This window comes from Bacillus sp. RE35 (assembly GCF_052146655.1).
GTDB classification, from domain to species: Bacteria; Bacillota; Bacilli; order Bacillales; family Bacillaceae_G; genus Bacillus_A; species Bacillus_A cereus.
In genome coordinates this window covers 1836087-1857394 of the sequence record NZ_CP197377.1, presented here as the reverse complement: position 1 = coordinate 1857394, position 21308 = coordinate 1836087, and the positions used below count along the sequence as shown (strand labels likewise).

Here is a 21308-nt window from a genome sequence, read left to right as displayed (position 1 = left end):
AATTCCCACCTCCTACTCTTGTTGATAATCCGCTAGCGGTGTTATATATGCTTTCACTTTTTCAAATTCCGATTGCTTCGGTACTGCATATACGTGAGAAGCCGTTTTAATTGCTGCGCTGTAGCCTTTTATATTGAACCATTCTTTCCGCTTAAAAATATGAACTTCAAGCCATATTTTATTTGTTCTTGTATCCAAAAACTTTTGAGAATTTGATTCTTTTTGCTGATCTGGTATTGTAATTTTCCCTATTAACTCTTTAGGAATTTTCACATAATACCCTTTTTCTATATCTATATATCGTTCTTCAATTGGTTTAATTCCAGATTCACTCCACTGTATGTAACGTTCAAAAAGCGGACTATCACCATGTGATTTATCCTCCCAACCTTTTGGACGTACAGTACGAACAAATTCAATAATGCCGTCTTCATTAACATCTTTACTTTCTACAACATATTCATTAAATAAATCTTCTTTCCCACCTATAGGTAATACTTCATAATGATCCTGATCAAATTTTGCTACATAAGTTATACCTGAATGAGCGCCAACTCCTGCATCAATTACTACCGCCTTTAGTGATTTAGATATACGACCCATTTGTATTCTTTGAATACTATTTATAAATGGATCGTATGACACTTCAGATAAAGTCTTAAATTGTTCCATGAACTCAACTGTCAGCTTCTCATCTTTTTCAAATGTAACAAGGCTTATATCTTTCAGTCCATTTTCATTTAGATCCTCTATGAATAACTTCGTATAACTTCGATTATATATTTCCTTCATCTCTTCATTTTCTTCCGAAAAAACATACATAACATGTTCTAACGATTCACGATTTACAGAGATTCCGATTAACAACTCTCTCTTCCCGTTCCCTGTAAAATCACCGACTTCAACGATATCTACATCTCCACCATCAAATTTATGTGTGGACTTTATTCTCCAGCCATTTCCGATTTCTTCATATACGGCTAAATATACGCTATGATCTTCATTCGGCAATTTATAAAATAAGATGGCTTCTTTCTTATTATCTTGTTTAAAATTCATTGACCAAATCATCTGTTTATCTTTGTTAGACATTGGAGTAAGTAAGCGATAATTAACAGGTAAATCTTTATCAATTTGTTCCTTTAATTCATTAATCCATTTTTCATTTGTAGGAGCTTCCATTAGACTTGTTGGAGCTTCAGACATTTTACATCCAGTCAATATAAAGATAATTCCCATCATGCTTAACCATTTCTGCATATGATATCTTTCCTTACCACAAATTTTGAATATGTCCTTTTACTTTTTTACCTATCCATTATACTCATACATATGAGTATAATTTTTCTAAACTAAAAAATCGTTACAGAAAAGTTACAAATACATTCCAAAAAAAAAGATTGGCAAAAGCCAATCTTTTTTTATTATTCGTTTCGGACTGATTTTGGCGTTACACCTAAATGATCATTTAATTTTTTTGAAATATCTTTTACATTTTTTTCATTTGGAATGTAATAATAAATACCACCGATACGTTTATCTGTACCTTCTATTTGCAATTTTTCCATTTCCAAACTAGATCCTGCCATATTTTTTGTAATGGCAAGCATATCGTCAAATGTTAAGTTCGTTTTCATATTTTTATCAACCGCATCTAGTAAAGAGCCCATTTTGCTAATTGATTGAACAGACATCGCTTTTTTGGCAATTGCTTCTATTACAAGTTGCTGTCTCTGTCCACGCATTGCGTCACTATCAATTTTACGCGTTCTTGCAAGTGCAAGTGCTTGTTCTCCATTTAAATGTTGGTAACCTTTTTCTAAATGAATCATACCAGCTTGGTCTTTACTATCTTGTTCAGTGAAAGTAACTGGTACATCAATATCAATACCACCAATTGAATCGACAATTTGTACGAATGATTCAAAGTTAAACTTCACATAATAATCAACAGGGACATTCAAAAATCTTTCCACTGTATCGCGTGTGCTTTCTACGCCACCAAATACGTGAGCATGAGTAATTTTATCTAATTTTTTTCTAGTTGGAATGTAAACACGTGAATCACGTGGAATACTTACTAGCTTAACAGACTTATCATCTTTATTAATTGTTGCTAATAAAAGTGCATCTGTTCGAACTGCTTCGCCATATTGGCTTTTTCTCATTTCACTTCCATCTACACCCATGATTAATATTGAAATATTATCCTTTAAAGGTTCAACTTCTTTATCACGCTTTGATGACTTTTCAATTTTCGCATACGCATCATTTACAACAGCTTTTGCTTTATTATATATAAACGAACCATATCCTACTCCTCCAAAAATAAGTAGGAAAAATGGAATTAATATGAACCATTTTATTGACTTTCTTTTAGAACGCTTTTTATTACTTCTCGTATTTTGTTCTAATTCAGAGCTCATACCCATTCGCCTCTCTTTCTCTTTACCAAGTATAATGTAAGTCTATTTATCTTCATATTGAATTTCCTTTCATTAACCTTACAATTTTGTAAGGTTACTACTAAAACCCAATATGTATTCCATTTCACATTATACTCTCGTACTTATTTTTGGCAAGTCACTATTTACCAATTTCAAAAATTTAGCACTTCGCAACATGCAAATTTATAAATTCATTAACTCTTTCATTTTAAATTAGGATATCTTTTTCCAGATAAACGATATGAATAAAGAGTCCAGCTAATGATAAAACCTCTATGAATACAGTATATTTCACGTTATTATTTCTCAAACGGCGTATACATGCTTTTCTTCCCCTGATTATCAATAAAAGCCGACTTTGCTTTTATTTTCGTTTTTTCTACTTCCATGTCTTCATTTGAGAAGTTCACAATGATTTTAATATTTTTTCCATAAGAAACAAATTGTACTAGCTTATCTTCTGACAAATACGCAAAATTCGTCATCTCTTCTTTTACTGCTTTTTCATGAACTTCATTCCAAACTTTTAGATGCTCTGTAATTTCTTTTTTATGCTTATTCCACTCTACTTCATCTAAATGGTACAACGGAGGAACATTATACAATAATTCAGACAGCATTCGATTTCCAACTTCATCTTTTACCTTTAAACTTCCCCATTCCCAATGGTGCGTTGTAATAACGGAATCATTGTATACTAATTTATATAATGGTACCGAATATACTGGGTTTAAATACACTTGTTTATATTCTTCTTTCAATGGTACTTGTTTTGCATATTTTTCGGGAACATTTTGATTTGGTGACCAATATCCACCGACATAATACGGACTTGTTTTATTTTTCCGCATATCTTCATCGTCCCATTTAATAACAGGTGTTTCAATTCCGTGTGCAAATGCAATCGTACTACTAGCAAAATCATTTCCACCTTCAGAACCAACGACCATACCCTTTTCTTGCGCAATGTAGTCCATTCGTTTTAAACGTGCTTTTAAATCTTGCTCTTGTGTCGTTATATGTTTCGCTGAATAGTCATCGTAAATTTCACCTGTCGCATCACAATCAATAAACCATGAATTATATTTAGGACCATTTTGTAATATATCATTCATGCGTTCCTTTACACTAGGCAGCGATAAAGTCGGGTTTAACTTGCGACCTCTGCCTAAAAAGCCTTGCACCTTTTCTCCGTTTTTCTTCGTTACAGTAGCCTCTTCATATAATGATGGGTCATTAAAGGATGCTGTGTTCCAATTTTTATCACTTTTTTCGTGAATGGAATGATATGAATCATACGGACCAACTAAATACCCCATTTCCTTCGCTTTTGTCACGAAATTAGGTTGCATAAATCCTTGTTCCCAGTTCGGCAGACCAATCCACGCTTTTTCTATTCCTACCTCTTTCATTTCCTTTAGTATGTCCGTTCCATCTGCATTACCCCATTTACTTACCTCTTCAACCGCATCACCAAGTAGCGACTTTAATAAATGCTTATTTAAGCTATACAATTCTGTGTTCGTTAAGTGACCTACACCTTTCTTTAATAGCACACTAGCTTCCTGATCAACGTTTTGAAAAATATCCTCTTTATAAAATTCCTTCATGGATAATACTTCGTTTATATAACGTAAAATAACATTTTTTTGATACTTATCAATGAAATCTTGTTTACTTACTTGATCTAATACATTCAGTTCCCCAGGCTCTGAACTATTCTTTTGAATAAGTTCTTTTATATGACTAAACAGCGGGCTATTTATTTGCTCCCTTAGTTTTGGCCAATTTATATTATTTTCTGATAGACCATTTTGATTCCAAAAATAAAAATGCGCCGCTCCATATAACTTTTCGATTTCTTTATTTTTTCTAGCCTTTTCTTGTAATGTTTTAAATTCACCTTTTCGAACAATATCATCCTTATACAGTTTAGCAATGCTTACCGCATCATTATTTGTCACATATAATTGAAATCCATATGTTTTATTTTTATTTATGCTCGGAAATTCATGTGTAAAATCAAATCCTATTTTCGGATCCGAATGAAACTTCAATTCATTATTAAACATATTGTTTGCAATATATACAATTGAATATTTCGAACCATTTAATGCGAAAAACTTCATAGAAAATGATTCAGCAAATGAATATGCATCATCCTTTAAAAACTTCTTCCAATTCTCATCATTGCTCGGAATTTGCTTACCCTCCCATAACGGAAGTGTATAATTTTCAGCTTCTACTTTCGGCCATGTAAAGCTTTCTGCACCAGTCGATTCCACTTCAATGTTTAAGTGGTCTTTTTTCTTTTCTAATTTTATTTTTACTTTTTGATCTGGATATTCCCACGATGTACGATCCTTTTCTTTTTTTACATTCGATACCTTCATTTTCGGTAGGGGTCGTGATGCCTGTTCCTTTACCCCCTCATGTTCTACAGTTAATGTGAATGTTTCTGGATTTACATCATAAGTAAAATCTTTATACGTCGATTTCTTTATTTTAGACTCTTGTACAGCATTACTACCTTTTACGTCACAACCGACTAAAGTCGAAAATGGCATAGTTGTTAGAAGACATATCGCTATCATTTTTTTCATCCTCTGCACCTCCACCAATGAATATACAGGTGGTTTGTTACAGGAATGTGGCAAAAAATAATAGAGCTAGCATTTTGCTAGCTCTATTTGGAGTATTAAAAGTTGATATGAACAACTATAACTTGCTTAGAAGATATGTAATACAGTAACTGCGTTTTTTTCTCAATAATTATGAAACTAAACAAATCAAAATTTTAACAAGCATTCTTCAACTGAAAAAATAAGTGTATACAATGTATCCTAAAAATAGTACTAAAATGATTATTCCTGTGCCTTTCCAATTCATACCGCCTGCTATATCAACTGGACTACCTGTTTCCGCTCTATTGAGTCCGTCATGTAAAGAACCCGTAGGATTACTTTTTAATTCACTTTGTCTCATACGCTCTCTTTTTTCTTCTGGTGACTCTTTATTCATTTAATCACCTCCAAAATGAATGCACTCTTTACTTACATTATTCAAAATCAACATTTGTTTTATATTTTTTTCCGAAAAAAACCTAATTTAAAATAGGTTTGCAACGTAAAGAAAGCTAGCCATGCCAGCTTTCTTTACGATCCAATATGCTCTTCCTTATTTACAATAATACCTTTATGGTCGATTTCAAGCTCACATACTTTCATATCTGTAAATACTCTCGCTAATTGCTCAGCGATTTCTTGACGTTTCTCATATGGCGTTAATATAAAAATAGATGGTCCCGCACCGCTAAGTGCTGTACCGTACGCACCAAATTCTTTTGCGCATTTACGAATAGATGGTAATAACGGTACGAGTTCTAAACGATATGGTTCGTGAAAATGGTCTCTCTCCATCATTTCACCTACAACTTCCCACCGCTTTTGACATAATGCAGCTACTAATACGTTACTTATCGCACTAGCTTTAACTGCCTCATGAAACGGAAACATCTTTGGTAATACAGATCGACTTTCATCTGTATTTAATTCTTCATTCGGAATGAGAGAAACTACACCTAATTCCTTGCTCTCAATTCTTACGACGGAAATATCCTTTCCATCAAGTGCTCCGATTACAGTTCCACCTAATATAGAAGCAGCAACATTATCAGGATGTCCTTCAAAATTTGTAGCAATTTGAACTTTTTGATCAGCAGTTAAGTTCAAATTGCCTAGTTGATTCGCAAGTTCTATCCCAGCTACAATCGCTGATGCACTACTTCCTAGCCCTCTTGTTAATGGGATATTACTAGTAACTTCTATTATATGGGGTGATATAGAAGGACAGACTTTACATGCCGTGCTAACGATTAAATTTTTATCGTCTGTCGGAATTGATTCTTCAAAGGAATGGATTACTTGCCATTTATCAGCTTTTTCTTTAACCACCACATCTAAATACAATGACAAAGCTATTCCAACTGAATCAAATCCAGGACCAACATTTGCCGTACTAGCAGGGACACGAACACTTAATGGTATCACGACATAATCACCCCTTTAATATGATCTTTAATCTGTTCTATATCATTTGACAAACTTGCGATGTCTAGTTGATTTGAAGAAATAGCGATATCAGGATCCTTCAAACCATTTCCAGTTAATACTGCAACAACTGTTTCTCCCTTTTTGATTTTTCCAGATTTAACATGTTTAATTACGCCAGCTAATGAAGCATTTGATCCTGGTTCAGCGAAAACTCCTTCAGTTTTTGCTAATAACCTATACGCATGTAAAATTTCTTCATCTGATACCATATCTATTTCACCACAAGACTGCTCGGCAGCCTCTACTGCATACGACCAACTTGCTGGGTTACCGATGCGAATCGCTGTTGCAATTGTTTCAGGTTCTTCAATTACATGCCCTTTTACAATTGCAGCTGCTCCTTCTGCTTCAAAACCATGAATTCTTGGCTTCTTATAACCTTTTTCTTTCTCATATTCACAGAACCCTTTCCAATATGCTGTAATATTCCCTGCGTTCCCAACAGGGATAGCTAGAACATCTGGTGCATTTTGCAATTGGTCACAAATTTCAAATGCTGCCGTTTTTTGCCCTTCAATTCGATAAGGATTCACTGAATTTACTAACGTAATCGGCTCTTCTGCAGCAATATTTCTTACAGCCTTAAGTGCATCATCGAAATTCCCTTCTATTGAAATAATTTCAGCTCCATAAGCGACCGCTTGCGCTAATTTTCCATGTGCAATCTTTCCTTCTGGTATTACGATAATACATTTCATCCCAAGACGTGCCGCATATGCTGCAGCTGATGCTGATGTATTACCTGTTGATGCACAAATGATTGCTTCTGAACCTTCTTCTTTCGCCTTAGCAACTGCCATGACCATACCACGATCTTTAAAAGAACCTGTCGGATTCGCTCCTTCGTACTTACCGTATAGCTGAATCCCTAATTGTTTTGATATGTTTAATAATGGAATAAGTGGTGTGTTTCCTTCCATTAAGCTGACATCAGGTGTATTTTCATTCACCGGTAAATAAGAAGCATACTGTTTTAATAGTCCTTTATACATATTGTTTTTCCTCCTCAATAATGTAGTAACTGTTTATTTCACTTGCGACAGCTTCTATCGCTCCTAAAACTCGTTCAAATTGATACTTGGAAGTTCGATGTGTCACAACAACGACTTCTGCCAGTTCACGGTTTAAAGGTAATTGAATAACCTCTTTTAAACTTACAGAATAATTAACGAAACATTCTGTTATTTTTTGTAACATCCCAGGCTCATCTCGTAATGAAATGCGTAAGAAATATTTCGAAACTACTTCTTCATCACCTTGTAATTCATAAGGAACTGGTTCTTTTAACGCACTTTTATTTTTCGGAACTTGATTCATATTTTTAACGATGGAAATAATATCACTTACTACAGCAGAACCAGTCGGTAACTTCCCAGCTCCGGGTCCATAAAACATCACTTCTCCTACCGCTTGGCCATGAACATACACCGCATTAAATTCATTATTCACATTTGATAATGGATGCTGGCTCGGTAAAAGCGTCGGTTCTACACTTAAATGAATGGCTGGTCCTTGTTTTTCAGCCTTACCAATTAACTTCATAGTAAATCCTAACTTTTCAGCCATTTGTAAATCTTCTTTTTCGACCTTTCGAATCCCTCTTACTTGCACATCATCTAATGAAACATTCATCGAAAAACCTAAGTTTGCAAGAATTGCTACTTTTCTTGCCGCATCTAGTCCATCTACATCTGCTGTCGGATCCGATTCTGCAAAGCCTAATTTTTGTGCTTCCTGTAAAGCCTCTTCATAAGACCATCCATTTTGACTCATTTTTGTTAACATATAATTTGTTGTACCATTTACAATTCCCATTATTTTTTCAATTTGATCTGATGCTAGCCCGTCAGTTAGTCCTCTTAACACTGGAATACCGCCTGCTACGCTCGCTTCATAACATAAATCACAATCATTATCGTTCGCCAGTTGAAGAAGCTCTGCACCGTATACAGCCATTAAATCTTTATTTGCTGTCACGACATGTTTCTTATTTCGTAAAGCCTTAACAATATGCTGCTTCGCTTCTTCAATTCCGCCCATTACCTCTACTACAATATCAATATTCGAATCATTTAGAACTTCATCTGCATGACTTGTTACTGCAATCCCGTCAATACAAACATCGCGTTCTTTTTCCAAATCACGTACAACGACTGTTTTCACTTTCACTTCGTATCCTGTATCAAGAGCGATTTTTTTATAATGTTCTTTCAAAATATGAACAACACCACTTCCGACCGTACCTAAACCTAATACTCCAACATTTATAACGTTATTCATCTTCTAATCTCCTCCTAAAAGTTTAATTGTTACACCTATAAATCACCTTATTCTGCTTTTTTGTCATGCAGGTGGTGGTTATTTCCGTACTTATAAATCGTTTCATGTTACCGCACCTCCCTTCAAAGTAATAAAAAAAACACACCCATCCCTAGGAAAGGGACGAATGTGTTTTCGTGGTTCCACCCTTGTTCCAATCTAGACGTATTTCTCCCTAGATTGCTCAAGTTCAGATAACGGCTGATACCGTCAATAATTACTAGATTACTCGTTCACTATTGAAGTTCAAAGGTGGTAAAATCATTTCTCGTGTTAGGAAGCTCACACCCTTGGCTTCCCTCTCTGTAAACCGTAAAAATGATTTCTTGTCCTTATCGTTACTTTTTCGTTCATGTTTATTTGTTAACTCATTATACTCGCATAAAAAACAAAATCAATACTATTTTTAAATTATTTTAAATTTTCAATCTCTAAATCCGTAAAAAAACACACTCATCCCTAGGAAAGGGACGAATGTGTTTTCGTGGTTCCACCCTTGTTCCAATCTAGACGTATTTCTCCCTAGATTGCTCAAGTTCAGATAACGGCTGATACCGTCAATAATTACTAGATTACTCGTTCACTATTGAAGTTCAAAGGTGGTAAAATCATTTCTCGTGTTAGGAAGCTCACACCCTTGGCTTCCCTCTCTGTAAACCGTAAAAATGATTTCTTGTCCTTATCGTTACTTTTTCGTTCATGTCTATTTGTTAATTCATTATAGTTATCAACTTTTTAAAAAGCAAGCCTATTTTTACTAACTATTTTCAAGAATTTTTTTTATTATATTTCACAATATCATTATGCAACCGCCACTCAATTTACCTATTTTGTTATTTCTCCAGTTTATAAATCAACGGTTCATATATAAAGTGAAACTTTAATCAGTGGGGATTTTGTTCATCCCCACTGATTATTAGCCTTCACCAATCGGGCTTTTACGGGCAGTTGATCCCCACCTGACTTCTTTGTTTTCGCTGAATTTTGAGGTAGGGGTCTTACTGCCCGTTAATGTGGGATAAATTCCCCATTCTAAAAACCGTACATATCCGCTCTACAAAACTATATTAATAAAATTTTTAATACAATCTTTTTGTATAACTTTCTTCTAAAGAACGTGCAACATCTTCTTCTGAAGTATTCACTTTCGCATGCTCCAGCAACATTTTTGCTGCTGATGGTAACTCTTTTTTATTTAACCAAGATTCTGGATCCCACATCTTAGAACGAATAAACGCTTTTGCACAATGAATATAACACTCTTCTATTTCAACAACAATTCCAAGCAACGGATTGCGTCCATTCGCCTGCATTTCTTTCAAAATTTCTTCGTCGTTTGTAATATACGCTCGGCCATTTATTCTGAGTGTCTCCCCAAGACCTGGAATAAAAAAGATTAGTCCTACACGTGGATTTGAAATAATATTCAAAATGGAGTCTATACGACGATTTCCTGGTCTTTCTGGAATGATAATTTTATTATTATTGAGTACGTATACAAATCCAGGTGCATCTCCTCGCGGCGAGGCGTCACACTCCCCCAACTTATTTCCAGTGGATAATACTAGAAAAGGAGATTTAGAAAGAAAATCTACGCAATGGTGGTCTAATGATGAAATGACTTTTTTCAACGCTCGCTCACTTGGTTGCCCCAATATTTTCCGTAACTCTTCCTCTGTTGAAATAATCGATTTTATTTCCGTACGCTCTATCCCCACTTATAACCACTCCTTTTTCTTTATTTTCCCAAAATTCAATACAAATATTGTATAATAAAATTTGAGGAAAGGGGAATTAAAATGACAGAGTGGTTAACAATATTTGATCCTGAAAGAAATACACTTGGGAAGAAATTACGTGATGAAGTGCATCGTGACGGCGATTGGCACGAAACATTTCATTGCTGGTTTGTAGAAAAAGATAATGAAGATATGTTTTTATATTTCCAATTACGCTCTAAAAATAAAAAAGAAGCTCCATGTATATGGGATATTACTTCAGCTGGACATATTATGCATGATGAAGATGTACAAATTGGTGGTCTTCGTGAAATTGAGGAAGAATTAGGGCTTTCCTTTCAAACTAATGATTTAACATACAAGGGAATCTTTAAAATAGATTATGAAATTTCAAATCTTACTGATCGCGAGTTTTGTCATATGTATTTTCACAACGTCATCAATCCACTTCCATTCGCACCAGGTGAAGAAGTAGACGATGTGATGAAAGTACATGCAACTTCTTTTCTACAACTATTAAAAGGAGAGATTTCATCTTTAACGACTATTTCAGTCTTAAACAATACACCGATTACGATAACATTTGAAGATATTTATCCGTATGATCTTGCATACTATGAATTTGTTATAGAGCAAGGAAAAGAATTATTAAAAAATAATAGTTTATAAATAAAATAGGACTCCTAGCATAATATTGCGTAGAGTCCTATTTTTTATTATTGTTCAAGGATTTTTAATCTACTCTCTACTTGTATAAATAAACGAATCATTAATAACAGCATAACCACTATAATCACTATTATTGTATGTGGATATCTAAACAGTATACTAATAACACTTCCAATTAACATCATGATAAATCCGTTTTGCTTCATCACTTCTGCACTATACCTGTTACCCGCATCCCATAATTCCTTATTTTTCATAGATCGTTTCGTACGATAACCATATGCCGCATTAATATCGGTCGGTGGATTTTTTTGAAGAATAATTGCCGCAAGTATAAAAATAATACCAATCAATATGCTTATTCCTATGTTTACTAGTGCATCAATCAATTATATCCCCCCCTAACTTACACTTTCATTATACGACACAACCCTTATTTTTCCAATTTATAACACATTCACTTTCTTTCTTTTGATGTCTGGAACATACTTGGAAGTGTTACAAAACGTGCCCCTTTCGTTTTTAACTGCGGAATGATTTTGTCTAGTGCATCAACAGATCCTTGTAAATGCCCACCTGGAGTAGAATGCTGCAGTATGACACTACCTGGAAATGAATTCCCTAACACATTATTTGTAATCGTATCGGCACTTACACCTTTCCAATCAACTGTATCAACACTCCACTGTACAATCATAAAATTTTGCTCAGTTGCCCAATTCAATTGATTTTCAAGTATTTCACCATACGGTGGACGTATAAATTTAGGGGCATAGCCGGCTAAACGTTTTAATATTTCTTCCGTTTTTATAATTTGATTACGGTACTCAGCGTCATTTACTTTCGCTAAATTCGGATGACTGTACGTATGATTACCAATTACATGCCCTTCATTTGCAATACGCTTTACTACATTCGGAAATTTTTCTGCGTTTTCACCAAGTAAGAAAAAAGTAGCTTTTACATTATGTTGTTTTAACTTATCTAATATTTTTGGCGTGAATTCTGAATCTGGTCCATCATCAAATGTAAGAGCTACTTCCGCTTTATTATACGGTCCTGAAAATGCGTACGCATATTTTTCAACCCATGTAAATGGTGTCCACGATCCACGATCATCTGCTTTCATTTGTACTTCATAGCTTTGAGGGATATATGCGTATGGCAATGCGCTTATATAATCTCCATAATAAAATGAGTTATATGGCATATAAGCATACGAAACATCTCGTTCTAGTCCCCATTGATATGGAGCAAACATTTCTGGCGAATAAAAATAATACATGATAAAAAACCTCCCTAAATTTTCATATGTGATTCATCTGCACTTTGTTAGAGAAATTGTTATTCATAAACAAAAATAAGACTGTCCTTAATTAGGACAGCCTTACTACTTTATATTATTAATAAATTGATGTACTATCTTTTGGCAAAGCTTTCACATGTTTTAAATAGTTCGTCACTTTATCATCATCTTCTTGCGGATATTGATATTCATACGTGTTAGCGATTTCGTTCGCCACTTCCCTAAATAAATCACTCATGACAAAGAATGACTCCCATATGTTTTCATATTCAGCATTAGAAAATGTCCTTTTAAATTGCTCCCACATATCTTCTTCAATATATTGCTCGAAATGCTTTCCAAACTTCCCTGTATTAACTGTAAAGTCTGTTTTCATACCAATATGCCATTCTAGCATTACGATGAACATATCTCGCACTGGTCCTTCAAGCATTCCTTTTGCATAAGAAAGTTCCTCTCTCCATACCCCTTTTGCCACATTTGTACTACACCACCAAAATTCATTACAGCAATCCAAAAACTCTTTTTCTGTAGGCTTTTTTATTAAGTAATCCTTATCGCTTGCTGGCGGGAATCCTTCTATACAATTATCTTTATCAAGAAGCAGTTTACTTAAACTATCTTGTCCAACGAACTTTTTTATTAACTCAACTGGAACTAGCGTTAAATCAATCCGATTCCCATCCATGAACTGCATTAAATATGGAAACTTCCCATCTTCATCTGGTTGAACTAACGACATTTCTTCTGGCATTTGTACTATCATTATTTCTCCAAATCTATGAACCCAATTATGATTAGACGTAAAAGATTGTATATCATTTACAACATACATAATATCATAGTCTTGAAAACAATCTCTTTTCACATTTGGATTTACACGCGATCCATTCATGATAACTGCTCGAATTCTTTCATCCTCTTTTGCTATATTTATAATTACGTCTAACATTTCTTTTTCAGTTCTCATCTATTTATATCCTCCAATTTTTTAATATATAATATAGTGTTATGTATATTGGAGGTCCACGAGCTAATCTCGTTATACACGATACATGTTATAATTTTTGAAACTTCTTTTTCATCCCTTGTTCCTCCTTACATCACTCTTTTACAACTGCCATCCCTTTCAATTTCCCAATGCTTTCTACCATTCACTTTTAATTATACCGAAAATTCTGTCTCGAATACAAAAAATAAAGAAAGGACATCTACCCCTTACAGAATAGATATCCCTTCTTTTAAAGTTAAATTTAATTCCTATGGATTAGTAGACCAAAGCCCAGCAGATTTAATAAATGTACGTTTATTTAATTTCAGCTGCGCTACGATAAATTCTGCAATATCTTCTGCTTGCATTACTTTATCAGGGTTTCCATCAGTTAATCCTAAATCTACAGCCATATCAGTTGCTACTGTACTTGGAGTTAAAGCTGTTACACGAATGTTATGTTTGCGAACTTCCATCGCTAACGATTCTGTTAAGCCAAGGACACCAAATTTAGAAGCACTATATGCACTTGTTACAGGTGCACCTTTTTGTCCTGCTGTAGATGAAATGTTAATGATATCACCAGATTGTTGTTCAATCATGCTCGGTAAAGCTGCACGAGTTGCATAGTATACACCCATTAAGTTTACTTGAATGATTTTTTCCCAATCAGCAACGTCTAGTTCTAAAAACTTACCGAATTTAGAAATACCAGCGTTATTAATTAAAATATCGATAGATCCTAAACCATTTTTTAACGTTTCAATCGCAGTTGTTACTTCTTCATATGAAGAAACATCAGCAGTTGCAATAACAGCTTTTACACCTTCTGCTTCTACTTCTTTTGCTACAGCTTTTAAGTTTTCTTCTGAACGAGCTAATAAGCCTACATTTACGCCTTCTTTCGCTAATGCGATTGCTACAGCGCGACCAATCCCTCTACCTGCTCCTGTAATTAAAGCATTTTTACCTTGTAATAATTCTGCCAAGTATAACACTCCTTAATCATCTCAGTTATGTATTATATTAAAATTGTATCTATGTTTATGTAAAAAGGCAATGATGCACTTTCATGTGCGTAGGTTACTTGTAGGTAACTATAGAAAGTTTTTATTTATAAGTTTCATTTTTTTACCATTATTCATGTAAAATAAAAACAAATCCAGCATAGGGGAGTGTATGAGTATGAAAAGCGAAGGAAAAGCTTTTCAATATAATTGCAGTAACGGTAAATGCATTTTTAAAGAGAAATAGTGTTAGAAGGTTCTCCTTCTAACACTATTTCTCTTCATGATTCGGCATACGCACAATAAATTCAGTACCTTTTCCTTCCTCACTCTCCACTTTTATCTCTCCTTGATGAAGGTCGAGTACTTTCTTTACAATAGCTAAACCTAAGCCACTTCCTCCATAGGCACGATTTCGTGAAGAATCCGCTTTATAAAAACGCTCAAAAATATGTTGTTTCTGTTCTTCTGATATACCAATTCCTGAATCACGGATACGCACTTCCACTACTGTCTCATGTTCCTTTAACTGAATAGTAATCGTACCACCGCTTGGAGTAAATTTAATACTATTATGAATTAAATTAATCCACACTTGACTCATACTTTCTTGGTCAGCAATAACATATACTTTTTCTAAATCTAGTTCTAACTCAATTTCTTTTTCAGCCCAGAGTGGTTCACTATTTAACACAATTTGCTTTAATTGTTGATCTAATCGATAGCTCACTCTTTCTGGTGTATACTCTTCTGATTCTAAAAGAGTTAGCTTTAGTAAATTTTGACTTAGTTTAGATAATCTCGTTGTTTCAGTTTCAATAATGGTAAGATAATGCTTTCTTTTTTCCTCAGAAAGATTATCGTCTTGTAGTGCTCTAGCAAATCCTTTTATAGAAGTTAACGGTGACTGTATTTCATGAGAAACATTCGATACAAACTCTTGTCTCATTTTCTCCATCGTATTCAGTTCATCTGTCATATCATTTATACTTTTTACGAGCACGCCAATTTCACCATCATACTTTTCTTCATTTCTTATTTTTACGGAGAAGTCTCCTTTTGCAATTTTTTGTATCGGTTCAATAATAGTCCAAATCATCGCCTCTCGTTTTGGTCTCATTAATATTCCAATCAATGTCCAAATAAGAATAATAAAGACAAAACCGACCATATCACTAATTAGAAAAGCAACAAACGGCGATACGTTTACGTCAAAAGCATTCAATATACTAGTTGCTACATAAAATGCGATAGACCAAATTATAGTAAGAAAAGAAAAGAGCGCTAATACCGCTCCAAATACTTTCAGCATCTTCAACTTACTCATTCGTTTTCTTTTTCTCATTTACTTACCTCTAAGCGATACCCTAATCCTCTTATTGTTTTAATACTAAATTTCGACTGCTCTTCTTGAAACTTCTCACGTAACCGATTAATATGAACGTCTAGTGTACGTTCATTACCTTCAAAATCATATCCCCATATTTCTTCAATTAATTGCTCTCTCGAACAAGTTCTTCCCGATTTAGACCCTAAAGTAAAGAGCAGCTCAAATTCTTTTAACGGTAATGTAACCGTTTGTTCTCCAGATGTAACTTCGAATGTTTTACGATTTAATAATACATTTCCAACTTGAATCGATTGGGAAACTGTAATTTGGTAACGTTTCAATAATGCCTTTACTCTCACTACTAATTCTATAGGGTCAAATGGTTTTACAAGATAATCATCTGTCCCAAGGTGAAATCCTTTTACTTTTTGTGATGTTTCCCCTTTGGCAGTTAGCATCAGAACCGGGATATCATAGTATTTTCTTAATTCAAAACATACATCAAATCCATCCATATTTGGCATCATGATATCAAGAATAACCATATCGACTTTTACGTCATCCATTTTCTGAAGTGCATCTACTCCATCAATTGCCTCATATGTTTGAAAACCTTCTCGTTCTAAAAATACCGAAACGAGTTCTCTAATGTGTGGATCGTCATCTACTATTAAAATTTTAGGTATCAAAGGAACCATTTCCTTTCTACTTAGCATCTAATATATTTTTTAAAAATGAATCATCAGTGGAGTAAACTTCCCGCTGATGATTCATTTTATAATGCACCCTCTTTAATTTTCAATTGTTGCGTTGCAAACTCACGATACATATCATGCGTCTGTAATAATTCATCATGCGTACCACTACCTGTAAGATTCCCTTTTTCAATAAAGACAATTTTATCTGCATCTACAACAGTAGAAAGTCTATGCGCAATCACTAACGTTGTTCTGCCTTTCATTAAGTTATTTAACGCTTTTTGAACGACAGACTCAGATTTACTATCTAAGCTTGAAGTCGCCTCATCTAGCATAAGAATTTGCGGATTTCGAAGCAACGCTCGGGCAATGGCAATTCGCTGTCTTTGTCCCCCAGAAAGCTTCACACCGCGTTCTCCAACTTCTGTTGCATAACCGTTTGGTAAGTCATGAATAAATGCATCAACATATGCCATTGCTGCTACTTTTTCAATTTCTTCATCTGTTACTTCGCCCTCAACGCCGTAACAAATATTATCACGAATCGTTCCATCAATTAACGGACTATCTTGTGATACGTAACCGATTTGACGTCGCCATGACTCTAATGAATAACTCGTAATTAATTCTTTTCCTAATTTAATGGCACCACTAGTTGGCTCATAAAAACGTTCCAGTAATGAGAATAACGTTGTTTTCCCACTACCACTTGGTCCTACAATTGCTGTCACTTTTCCAGATTCAATTGTGAAATCAATATTTTTCAAAACTTGCTCTTCTTCGTTATACTCAAAATGTACATTTTCAAGAACGATCGGTTGCTTAGCATTTGTCACTTTCACACCAGTTTCATGATCTTCTACTTCATATTCTAAAATCGTACTAATTCTTTCCGTTGCACCAATTGCCTTTTGGAATTGTGTAAAGAACATAGATAATTGACTCATTGGCATTACAATTTGAACTAAATACAAAATAAACGCTACAAGTTCACCGGTTGTTAATGCACCGCTAGAAACTCGCATCCCGCCATACCCTACGATAATAACAAGTAGTGCCATTAAAACAAACGACATAACTGGCGAAATTAATGCTTGCACTTTTCCTTCTTTCAAACCAAATTGTAATAACTTTTGTATACCTGTATTACCCGTTTCATATTCTTTCTTTTCTGTATTTGAAGATTTCACTAAACGAATTTCTGATAACACTTGCGTTAACACACTTGTAAAAGATGCAGTTTCATCTTGAAGCGCTTTTGAAATCTTATACATTTTTCGTCCAAGTGGAACTAAAATTAACACAGACAACGGAATAACCGTTAAAAGTAACGCAGTCATTTTCCAATCTAAAACAAATAATACAATTAACGATCCAACAATTGAAATACCACCTGTTAATAAGTTTGACAAATGCTCAGAAATTAACGTTTTCACAACACCTGTATCATTCGTCATACGGCTAATCGTATCACCTGTTCTATTTTGATCGTAATAAGATACCGGCAAGATAAGTACCTTTTTCCACAAACGTTCTCTTAGTCCCGCTACAATCTTCTGCCCAATATAATTTAGTAAATATATAGACAACCCTGCCGCAATAGTTTGCATTACAAAGAAAGCAATTAACCCAACAATTTGTCCTACACTAATTGAAGAAAGCGAAAAATTATCTACTAATCCTTTTGTCAGCATAGGAATAAATAAACTCGCTCCCGTAGAAAGCAAACTCATTAACAACGCAAAAACTAAAATTCCTTTCGGAGGATTTGTATCTTGAATAAGGCGTAAAAACTGCCTCCAACTCCCTTTTTTCTTTATTTCATTTCTAACTTCCATTCCTGTTCATCTCCTCATGTTAAACAAAACTGTTCTTTCTAAAATTAGAATACGATACAAATGTAAACTGAATGTAAACACACTTTTTCTATTTTTACAAAATATACATAAAAACTCATCTTTACAACAGATATAAACATCTGATATTATTACCTGGTACTTAATATTATTCTATGTAAATTATAGATAAATAATTTAAAACACGATATAAATCTCCAGTTAGTGAAAGGAGTATCCTTTTTGCAAACAAATATACATTCTGAAAAGGAAACAATTATTTTTATTCATGGATTAGTTGGCAATCGTCGTGCCTTCAAAAAAGAGCAAAAACGATTTTCTGCCTCCTACAACATTATAACTTATGACTTATTAGGTCACGGTGATGATAAAGGAGAAGCAATCGACTTTTCATTACAGCGCCTCGTAGATCAATTATTAAACTTATATGAACAAGAAGGTATTAAAAAAGCACATATTTGTGCGCTAAGTTACGGCTGTTACATCTCTACAATTTTTGCACAAATGCATCCAGAAAAAGTATTAAGTATTTGTCATATTGGAGGACATTACAATAACCCTTCTCGTTTATATAATGTATTTCAAAATTTTTGGGAGAAGCGAGGAGATGAATACTCTAAATGGCTCTCTCAATACGCAAATACTATTTTTCCAAGCGGTATATTAAAAGCAAATCCGTTCGCAGTCATTTCAAGAAATATTTACTACCGTTTCGGATTACAATTACATTCATCCATAATTGCCCAGTCATTACGACATCGGTTAGAATTCGATTTAAAATCTAAATTAAAATCACTTCCTCACCCTATACTATGGGTAATGGGAGAGCATGATCATCTCTATAAATCTTGTCTATTTGATTTGAAATCTATTTTGCCTAACGTTCTATATAAGGAAATACCGTTAGCGGGACATGCAGCGAACTTATTTCGTCCTAACTATTTCCATGACTTATATGATCGATTTTTAAATGGAAAGTTAAAATAAAAACTATTAAACTTCCAATTTATTCAACTATAAAAAGGCTTCCCAAGTTTCCTTGGAAAGCCTTTTCTCTATACGAAAAGTATATAAAACTACTTTTTCTTAGTATGCTTTTGTGTAACCTAATAGGTGCTTGCTCCAGTAAGAGTTACTTACAGAACTAATACGTACACCAGTTGCATCTGTTTCTGCACTAATGAACTGACCGTTTCCTAAGTAAACACCCATGTGAGAAGGACCTGATTTATAAGTATTTTGGAAGTATACTAAATCACCTGGTTGTGGATTGCTAGTTTTTGTTTTAGAGCTCCAGTATCCAGCAACTGTTTGACGAGCGCCTTTATGACCAGTTTGATTTAATACGTAGTGAATGAATCCACTGCAGTCAAAACCAGCAGGTGTTGTACCAGCAGTTCTGTATGGTGAACCATTTAAAGATCTAGCGAATCCAGCGATTGAAGATGTATCTCCACCTGTTGTTGGTTTTTGTACGTCTTTACCTGGTTGTTGAACGTTATTTGTAACATTATTGTTATTTGTAACGTTGTTTACTCCGCCTTTTACAAACTTAACGAAGTCTGCACTTACGTAACCTGTGCGGCCGTTATGGTTAATTTTGTACCAACCATTTTCAGCACCAGTAACGTTTAATACTTTACCATTTGTTACTCCACCGATTACAGCGTTGTATGTAGCTGGGCCTGTACGTACTTTTAAAGCACCAGTGTTAACAACATAAGAACCACCAGTTTGAACTGTTGTAGTATTGTTGTTTGTAGTTGGTTGTTGTGTTTCGTTAGATACAGCAGAACCACCTTTTGTTACGAAGTCTTTGCTTACGTATCCAGTTCCACCATTGAAGTTGATTTTAAACCAATCTTGTACTTCACCTACAACTTGTACTGTTTTACCTTTGTTTACAGAACCTAATACTGTATGAGATGTACTTGGGCCTGTACGTACGTTAAGTGAAGAAACGTTTACTGTGTAAGTACCTGTTCCTTGTTGAACAGTCGTTCCTGTTTTGCCACCAGTCGTTACGAAGTCACCACTTACATAACCTGTTTGACCATTTACGTTTACTTTGAACCAACCATTTTCTTGTCCAACTACTTGTAGCACTTGGCCTGATTTTACTTTAGAAATAACGTTATGTCCTGTACCAGCACCTGAACGAACATTTAATACATCAGCAGTTACTGTGTATTTTAATTCAGAAGTTGTTTCTACAGTTTTTGTTTCAGTTACAGTCGTTTGAGTTTGAGTTTGAGTTTGTCCATTAATTTCTTTTAGCGCTTCATTTGAAACTTGTGCATGAGCAGAATCCATTCCTGGAACTGCAACGCCAGCTACAGAAGCTGCTGCTAAACCTGCAATTACTTTTTTCATAAGTTGTCTTTACTTCCTTTCCCTACTATCCTCTTAAAAAAAACTAAAACTTTAATACTTTACAATATTATCAAAGTAAAATATTCATCCAGTTCCATTTTTTAGCAAGAGTTTTATTTTTCACACAGAGTTCATTTTAAATGAACAAAGTGAAATCCGTGTGAACTTCATGTGAACTTTATCATTAAACACAGTGTTTTTGCAATGGTTTTTTCAAATTTCTTATATATCGCATGAAAATTCGACATTCCATTTAATATTTTAATATAAAATATCCCTTTTCTATCTATTATAAAAAATTCTATTAACCTAATACAAACTCAAGTATGTATTTCCTTATAAAGCTCCTTACATGAAGTATACTTTCATCATGACAAAAATCACTCTATTTATCAATAGTATAATATTTTTAGAAAACTAAATTTCTATACTATCTACAATTTTGAAATAATTTGACGAAT

The 21308-nt window shown here is 34.2% G+C and carries 18 protein-coding genes, 1 pseudogene and 2 other annotated features; of the genes and pseudogenes, 3 read left to right on the top strand and 16 right to left on the bottom strand.

Annotated features, from left to right (window positions below; genetic code table 11):
• Positions 1 to 12: 12 nt before the first annotated feature.
• The 8 genes from ACTL4X_RS09665 to ACTL4X_RS09630 all read right to left on the bottom strand — a co-directional run bounded on the left by ACTL4X_RS09665 (position 13) and on the right by ACTL4X_RS09630 (position 10596).
• The gene (locus ACTL4X_RS09665; protein WP_001174868.1) at positions 13 to 1260 is read right to left on the bottom strand and encodes a hypothetical protein; all 1248 of its coding nucleotides are present in this window, start codon (positions 1258 to 1260) and stop codon (positions 13 to 15) included.
• Positions 1261 to 1424: 164 nt separating this feature from the next.
• A complete protein-coding gene (locus ACTL4X_RS09660) occupies positions 1425 to 2426 on the bottom strand; it encodes an LCP family protein (protein WP_048656281.1) in 1002 nt (333 codons plus the stop codon).
• A 320-nt stretch (positions 2427 to 2746) separates the two neighbouring features.
• On the bottom strand, positions 2747 to 5050 hold the full coding sequence (locus tag ACTL4X_RS09655) for a glycoside hydrolase (RefSeq protein WP_071740410.1): 2304 nt from the start codon (positions 5048 to 5050) through the stop codon (positions 2747 to 2749).
• A 208-nt stretch (positions 5051 to 5258) separates the two neighbouring features.
• A complete protein-coding gene (locus ACTL4X_RS09650; RefSeq protein WP_001031478.1) occupies positions 5259 to 5468 on the bottom strand; it encodes a DUF6366 family protein in 210 nt (69 codons plus the stop codon).
• Positions 5469 to 5602: 134 nt separating this feature from the next.
• A complete protein-coding gene (gene thrB / locus ACTL4X_RS09645) occupies positions 5603 to 6496 on the bottom strand; it encodes a homoserine kinase (RefSeq protein WP_000612684.1) in 894 nt (297 codons plus the stop codon).
• On the bottom strand, positions 6493 to 7551 hold the full coding sequence (thrC, locus tag ACTL4X_RS09640) for a threonine synthase (protein ID WP_000276434.1): 1059 nt from the start codon (positions 7549 to 7551) through the stop codon (positions 6493 to 6495). The genes thrB and thrC overlap by 4 nt, the downstream gene beginning before the upstream one ends.
• Complete coding sequence (locus tag ACTL4X_RS09635; protein WP_001066902.1) at positions 7544 to 8839, bottom strand: homoserine dehydrogenase; 1296 nt, start codon at positions 8837 to 8839, stop codon at positions 7544 to 7546. Before ACTL4X_RS09635 ends, thrC begins: the two co-directional genes overlap by 8 nt.
• Positions 8840 to 8994: 155 nt before the next feature.
• Positions 8995 to 9226: a binding site (T-box leader), on the bottom strand.
• A gap of 115 nt (positions 9227 to 9341) precedes the next feature.
• Positions 9342 to 9573, bottom strand: a binding site (T-box leader).
• 384 nt (positions 9574 to 9957) lie between these two features.
• The gene (locus tag ACTL4X_RS09630) at positions 9958 to 10596 is read right to left on the bottom strand and encodes a pyridoxamine 5'-phosphate oxidase family protein (protein WP_000510728.1); all 639 of its coding nucleotides are present in this window, start codon (positions 10594 to 10596) and stop codon (positions 9958 to 9960) included.
• Between the two features lie 81 nt (positions 10597 to 10677).
• Between ACTL4X_RS09630 and ACTL4X_RS09625 the strand changes: the two genes are divergently transcribed.
• Positions 10678 to 11286, top strand: a complete 609-nt coding sequence (locus tag ACTL4X_RS09625; protein WP_000141352.1) for an NUDIX hydrolase — start codon at positions 10678 to 10680, stop codon at positions 11284 to 11286.
• Between the two features lie 47 nt (positions 11287 to 11333).
• On the opposite strand, the gene ACTL4X_RS09620 is transcribed toward ACTL4X_RS09625, so the two are convergent.
• From ACTL4X_RS09620 to ACTL4X_RS09605, 4 genes are all read right to left on the bottom strand, one after another.
• A complete protein-coding gene (locus ACTL4X_RS09620; protein WP_025687792.1) occupies positions 11334 to 11672 on the bottom strand; it encodes an SdpI family protein in 339 nt (112 codons plus the stop codon).
• Positions 11673 to 11743: 71 nt separating this feature from the next.
• Positions 11744 to 12571, bottom strand: a complete 828-nt coding sequence (locus tag ACTL4X_RS09615) for a peptidoglycan-N-acetylglucosamine deacetylase (RefSeq protein ID WP_000291203.1) — start codon at positions 12569 to 12571, stop codon at positions 11744 to 11746.
• Between the two features lie 118 nt (positions 12572 to 12689).
• Entirely contained in the window at positions 12690 to 13562 is an 873-nt protein-coding gene (locus ACTL4X_RS09610) for an aminoglycoside 6-adenylyltransferase (RefSeq protein ID WP_441395018.1), read from the bottom strand.
• Positions 13563 to 13852: 290 nt separating this feature from the next.
• Positions 13853 to 14572, bottom strand: a complete 720-nt coding sequence (locus ACTL4X_RS09605) for a 3-ketoacyl-ACP reductase (protein WP_000818985.1) — start codon at positions 14570 to 14572, stop codon at positions 13853 to 13855.
• Between the two features lie 196 nt (positions 14573 to 14768).
• On the opposite strand from ACTL4X_RS09605, the pseudogene ACTL4X_RS09600 reads away from it, so the two are divergent.
• A pseudogene (locus tag ACTL4X_RS09600) lies at positions 14769 to 14837 on the top strand (DUF3139 domain-containing protein); the annotation flags it as partial.
• Positions 14838 to 14861: 24 nt separating this feature from the next.
• Here ACTL4X_RS09600 and hitS read toward each other — a convergent pair.
• From hitS to ACTL4X_RS09585, 3 genes are all read right to left on the bottom strand, one after another.
• On the bottom strand, positions 14862 to 15935 hold the full coding sequence (gene hitS, locus ACTL4X_RS09595; RefSeq protein ID WP_001231621.1) for an envelope stress sensor histidine kinase HitS: 1074 nt from the start codon (positions 15933 to 15935) through the stop codon (positions 14862 to 14864).
• On the bottom strand, positions 15932 to 16609 hold the full coding sequence (gene hitR, locus ACTL4X_RS09590; protein WP_000612414.1) for an envelope stress response regulator transcription factor HitR: 678 nt from the start codon (positions 16607 to 16609) through the stop codon (positions 15932 to 15934). The genes hitS and hitR overlap by 4 nt, the downstream gene beginning before the upstream one ends.
• Positions 16610 to 16695: 86 nt before the next feature.
• Positions 16696 to 18456, bottom strand: a complete 1761-nt coding sequence (locus ACTL4X_RS09585; protein ID WP_000453869.1) for an ABC transporter ATP-binding protein — start codon at positions 18454 to 18456, stop codon at positions 16696 to 16698.
• A 240-nt stretch (positions 18457 to 18696) separates the two neighbouring features.
• On the opposite strand from ACTL4X_RS09585, the gene ACTL4X_RS09580 reads away from it, so the two are divergent.
• Positions 18697 to 19461: an alpha/beta fold hydrolase gene (locus ACTL4X_RS09580; RefSeq protein ID WP_001194306.1), complete on the top strand. Its 765-nt coding sequence runs from the start codon at positions 18697 to 18699 to the stop codon at positions 19459 to 19461.
• A gap of 99 nt (positions 19462 to 19560) precedes the next feature.
• Here ACTL4X_RS09580 and entFM read toward each other — a convergent pair whose 3' ends face one another.
• The gene (entFM, locus tag ACTL4X_RS09575; protein WP_000755513.1) at positions 19561 to 20847 is read right to left on the bottom strand and encodes an enterotoxin EntFM; all 1287 of its coding nucleotides are present in this window, start codon (positions 20845 to 20847) and stop codon (positions 19561 to 19563) included.
• Positions 20848 to 21308: the final 461 nt, after the last annotated feature.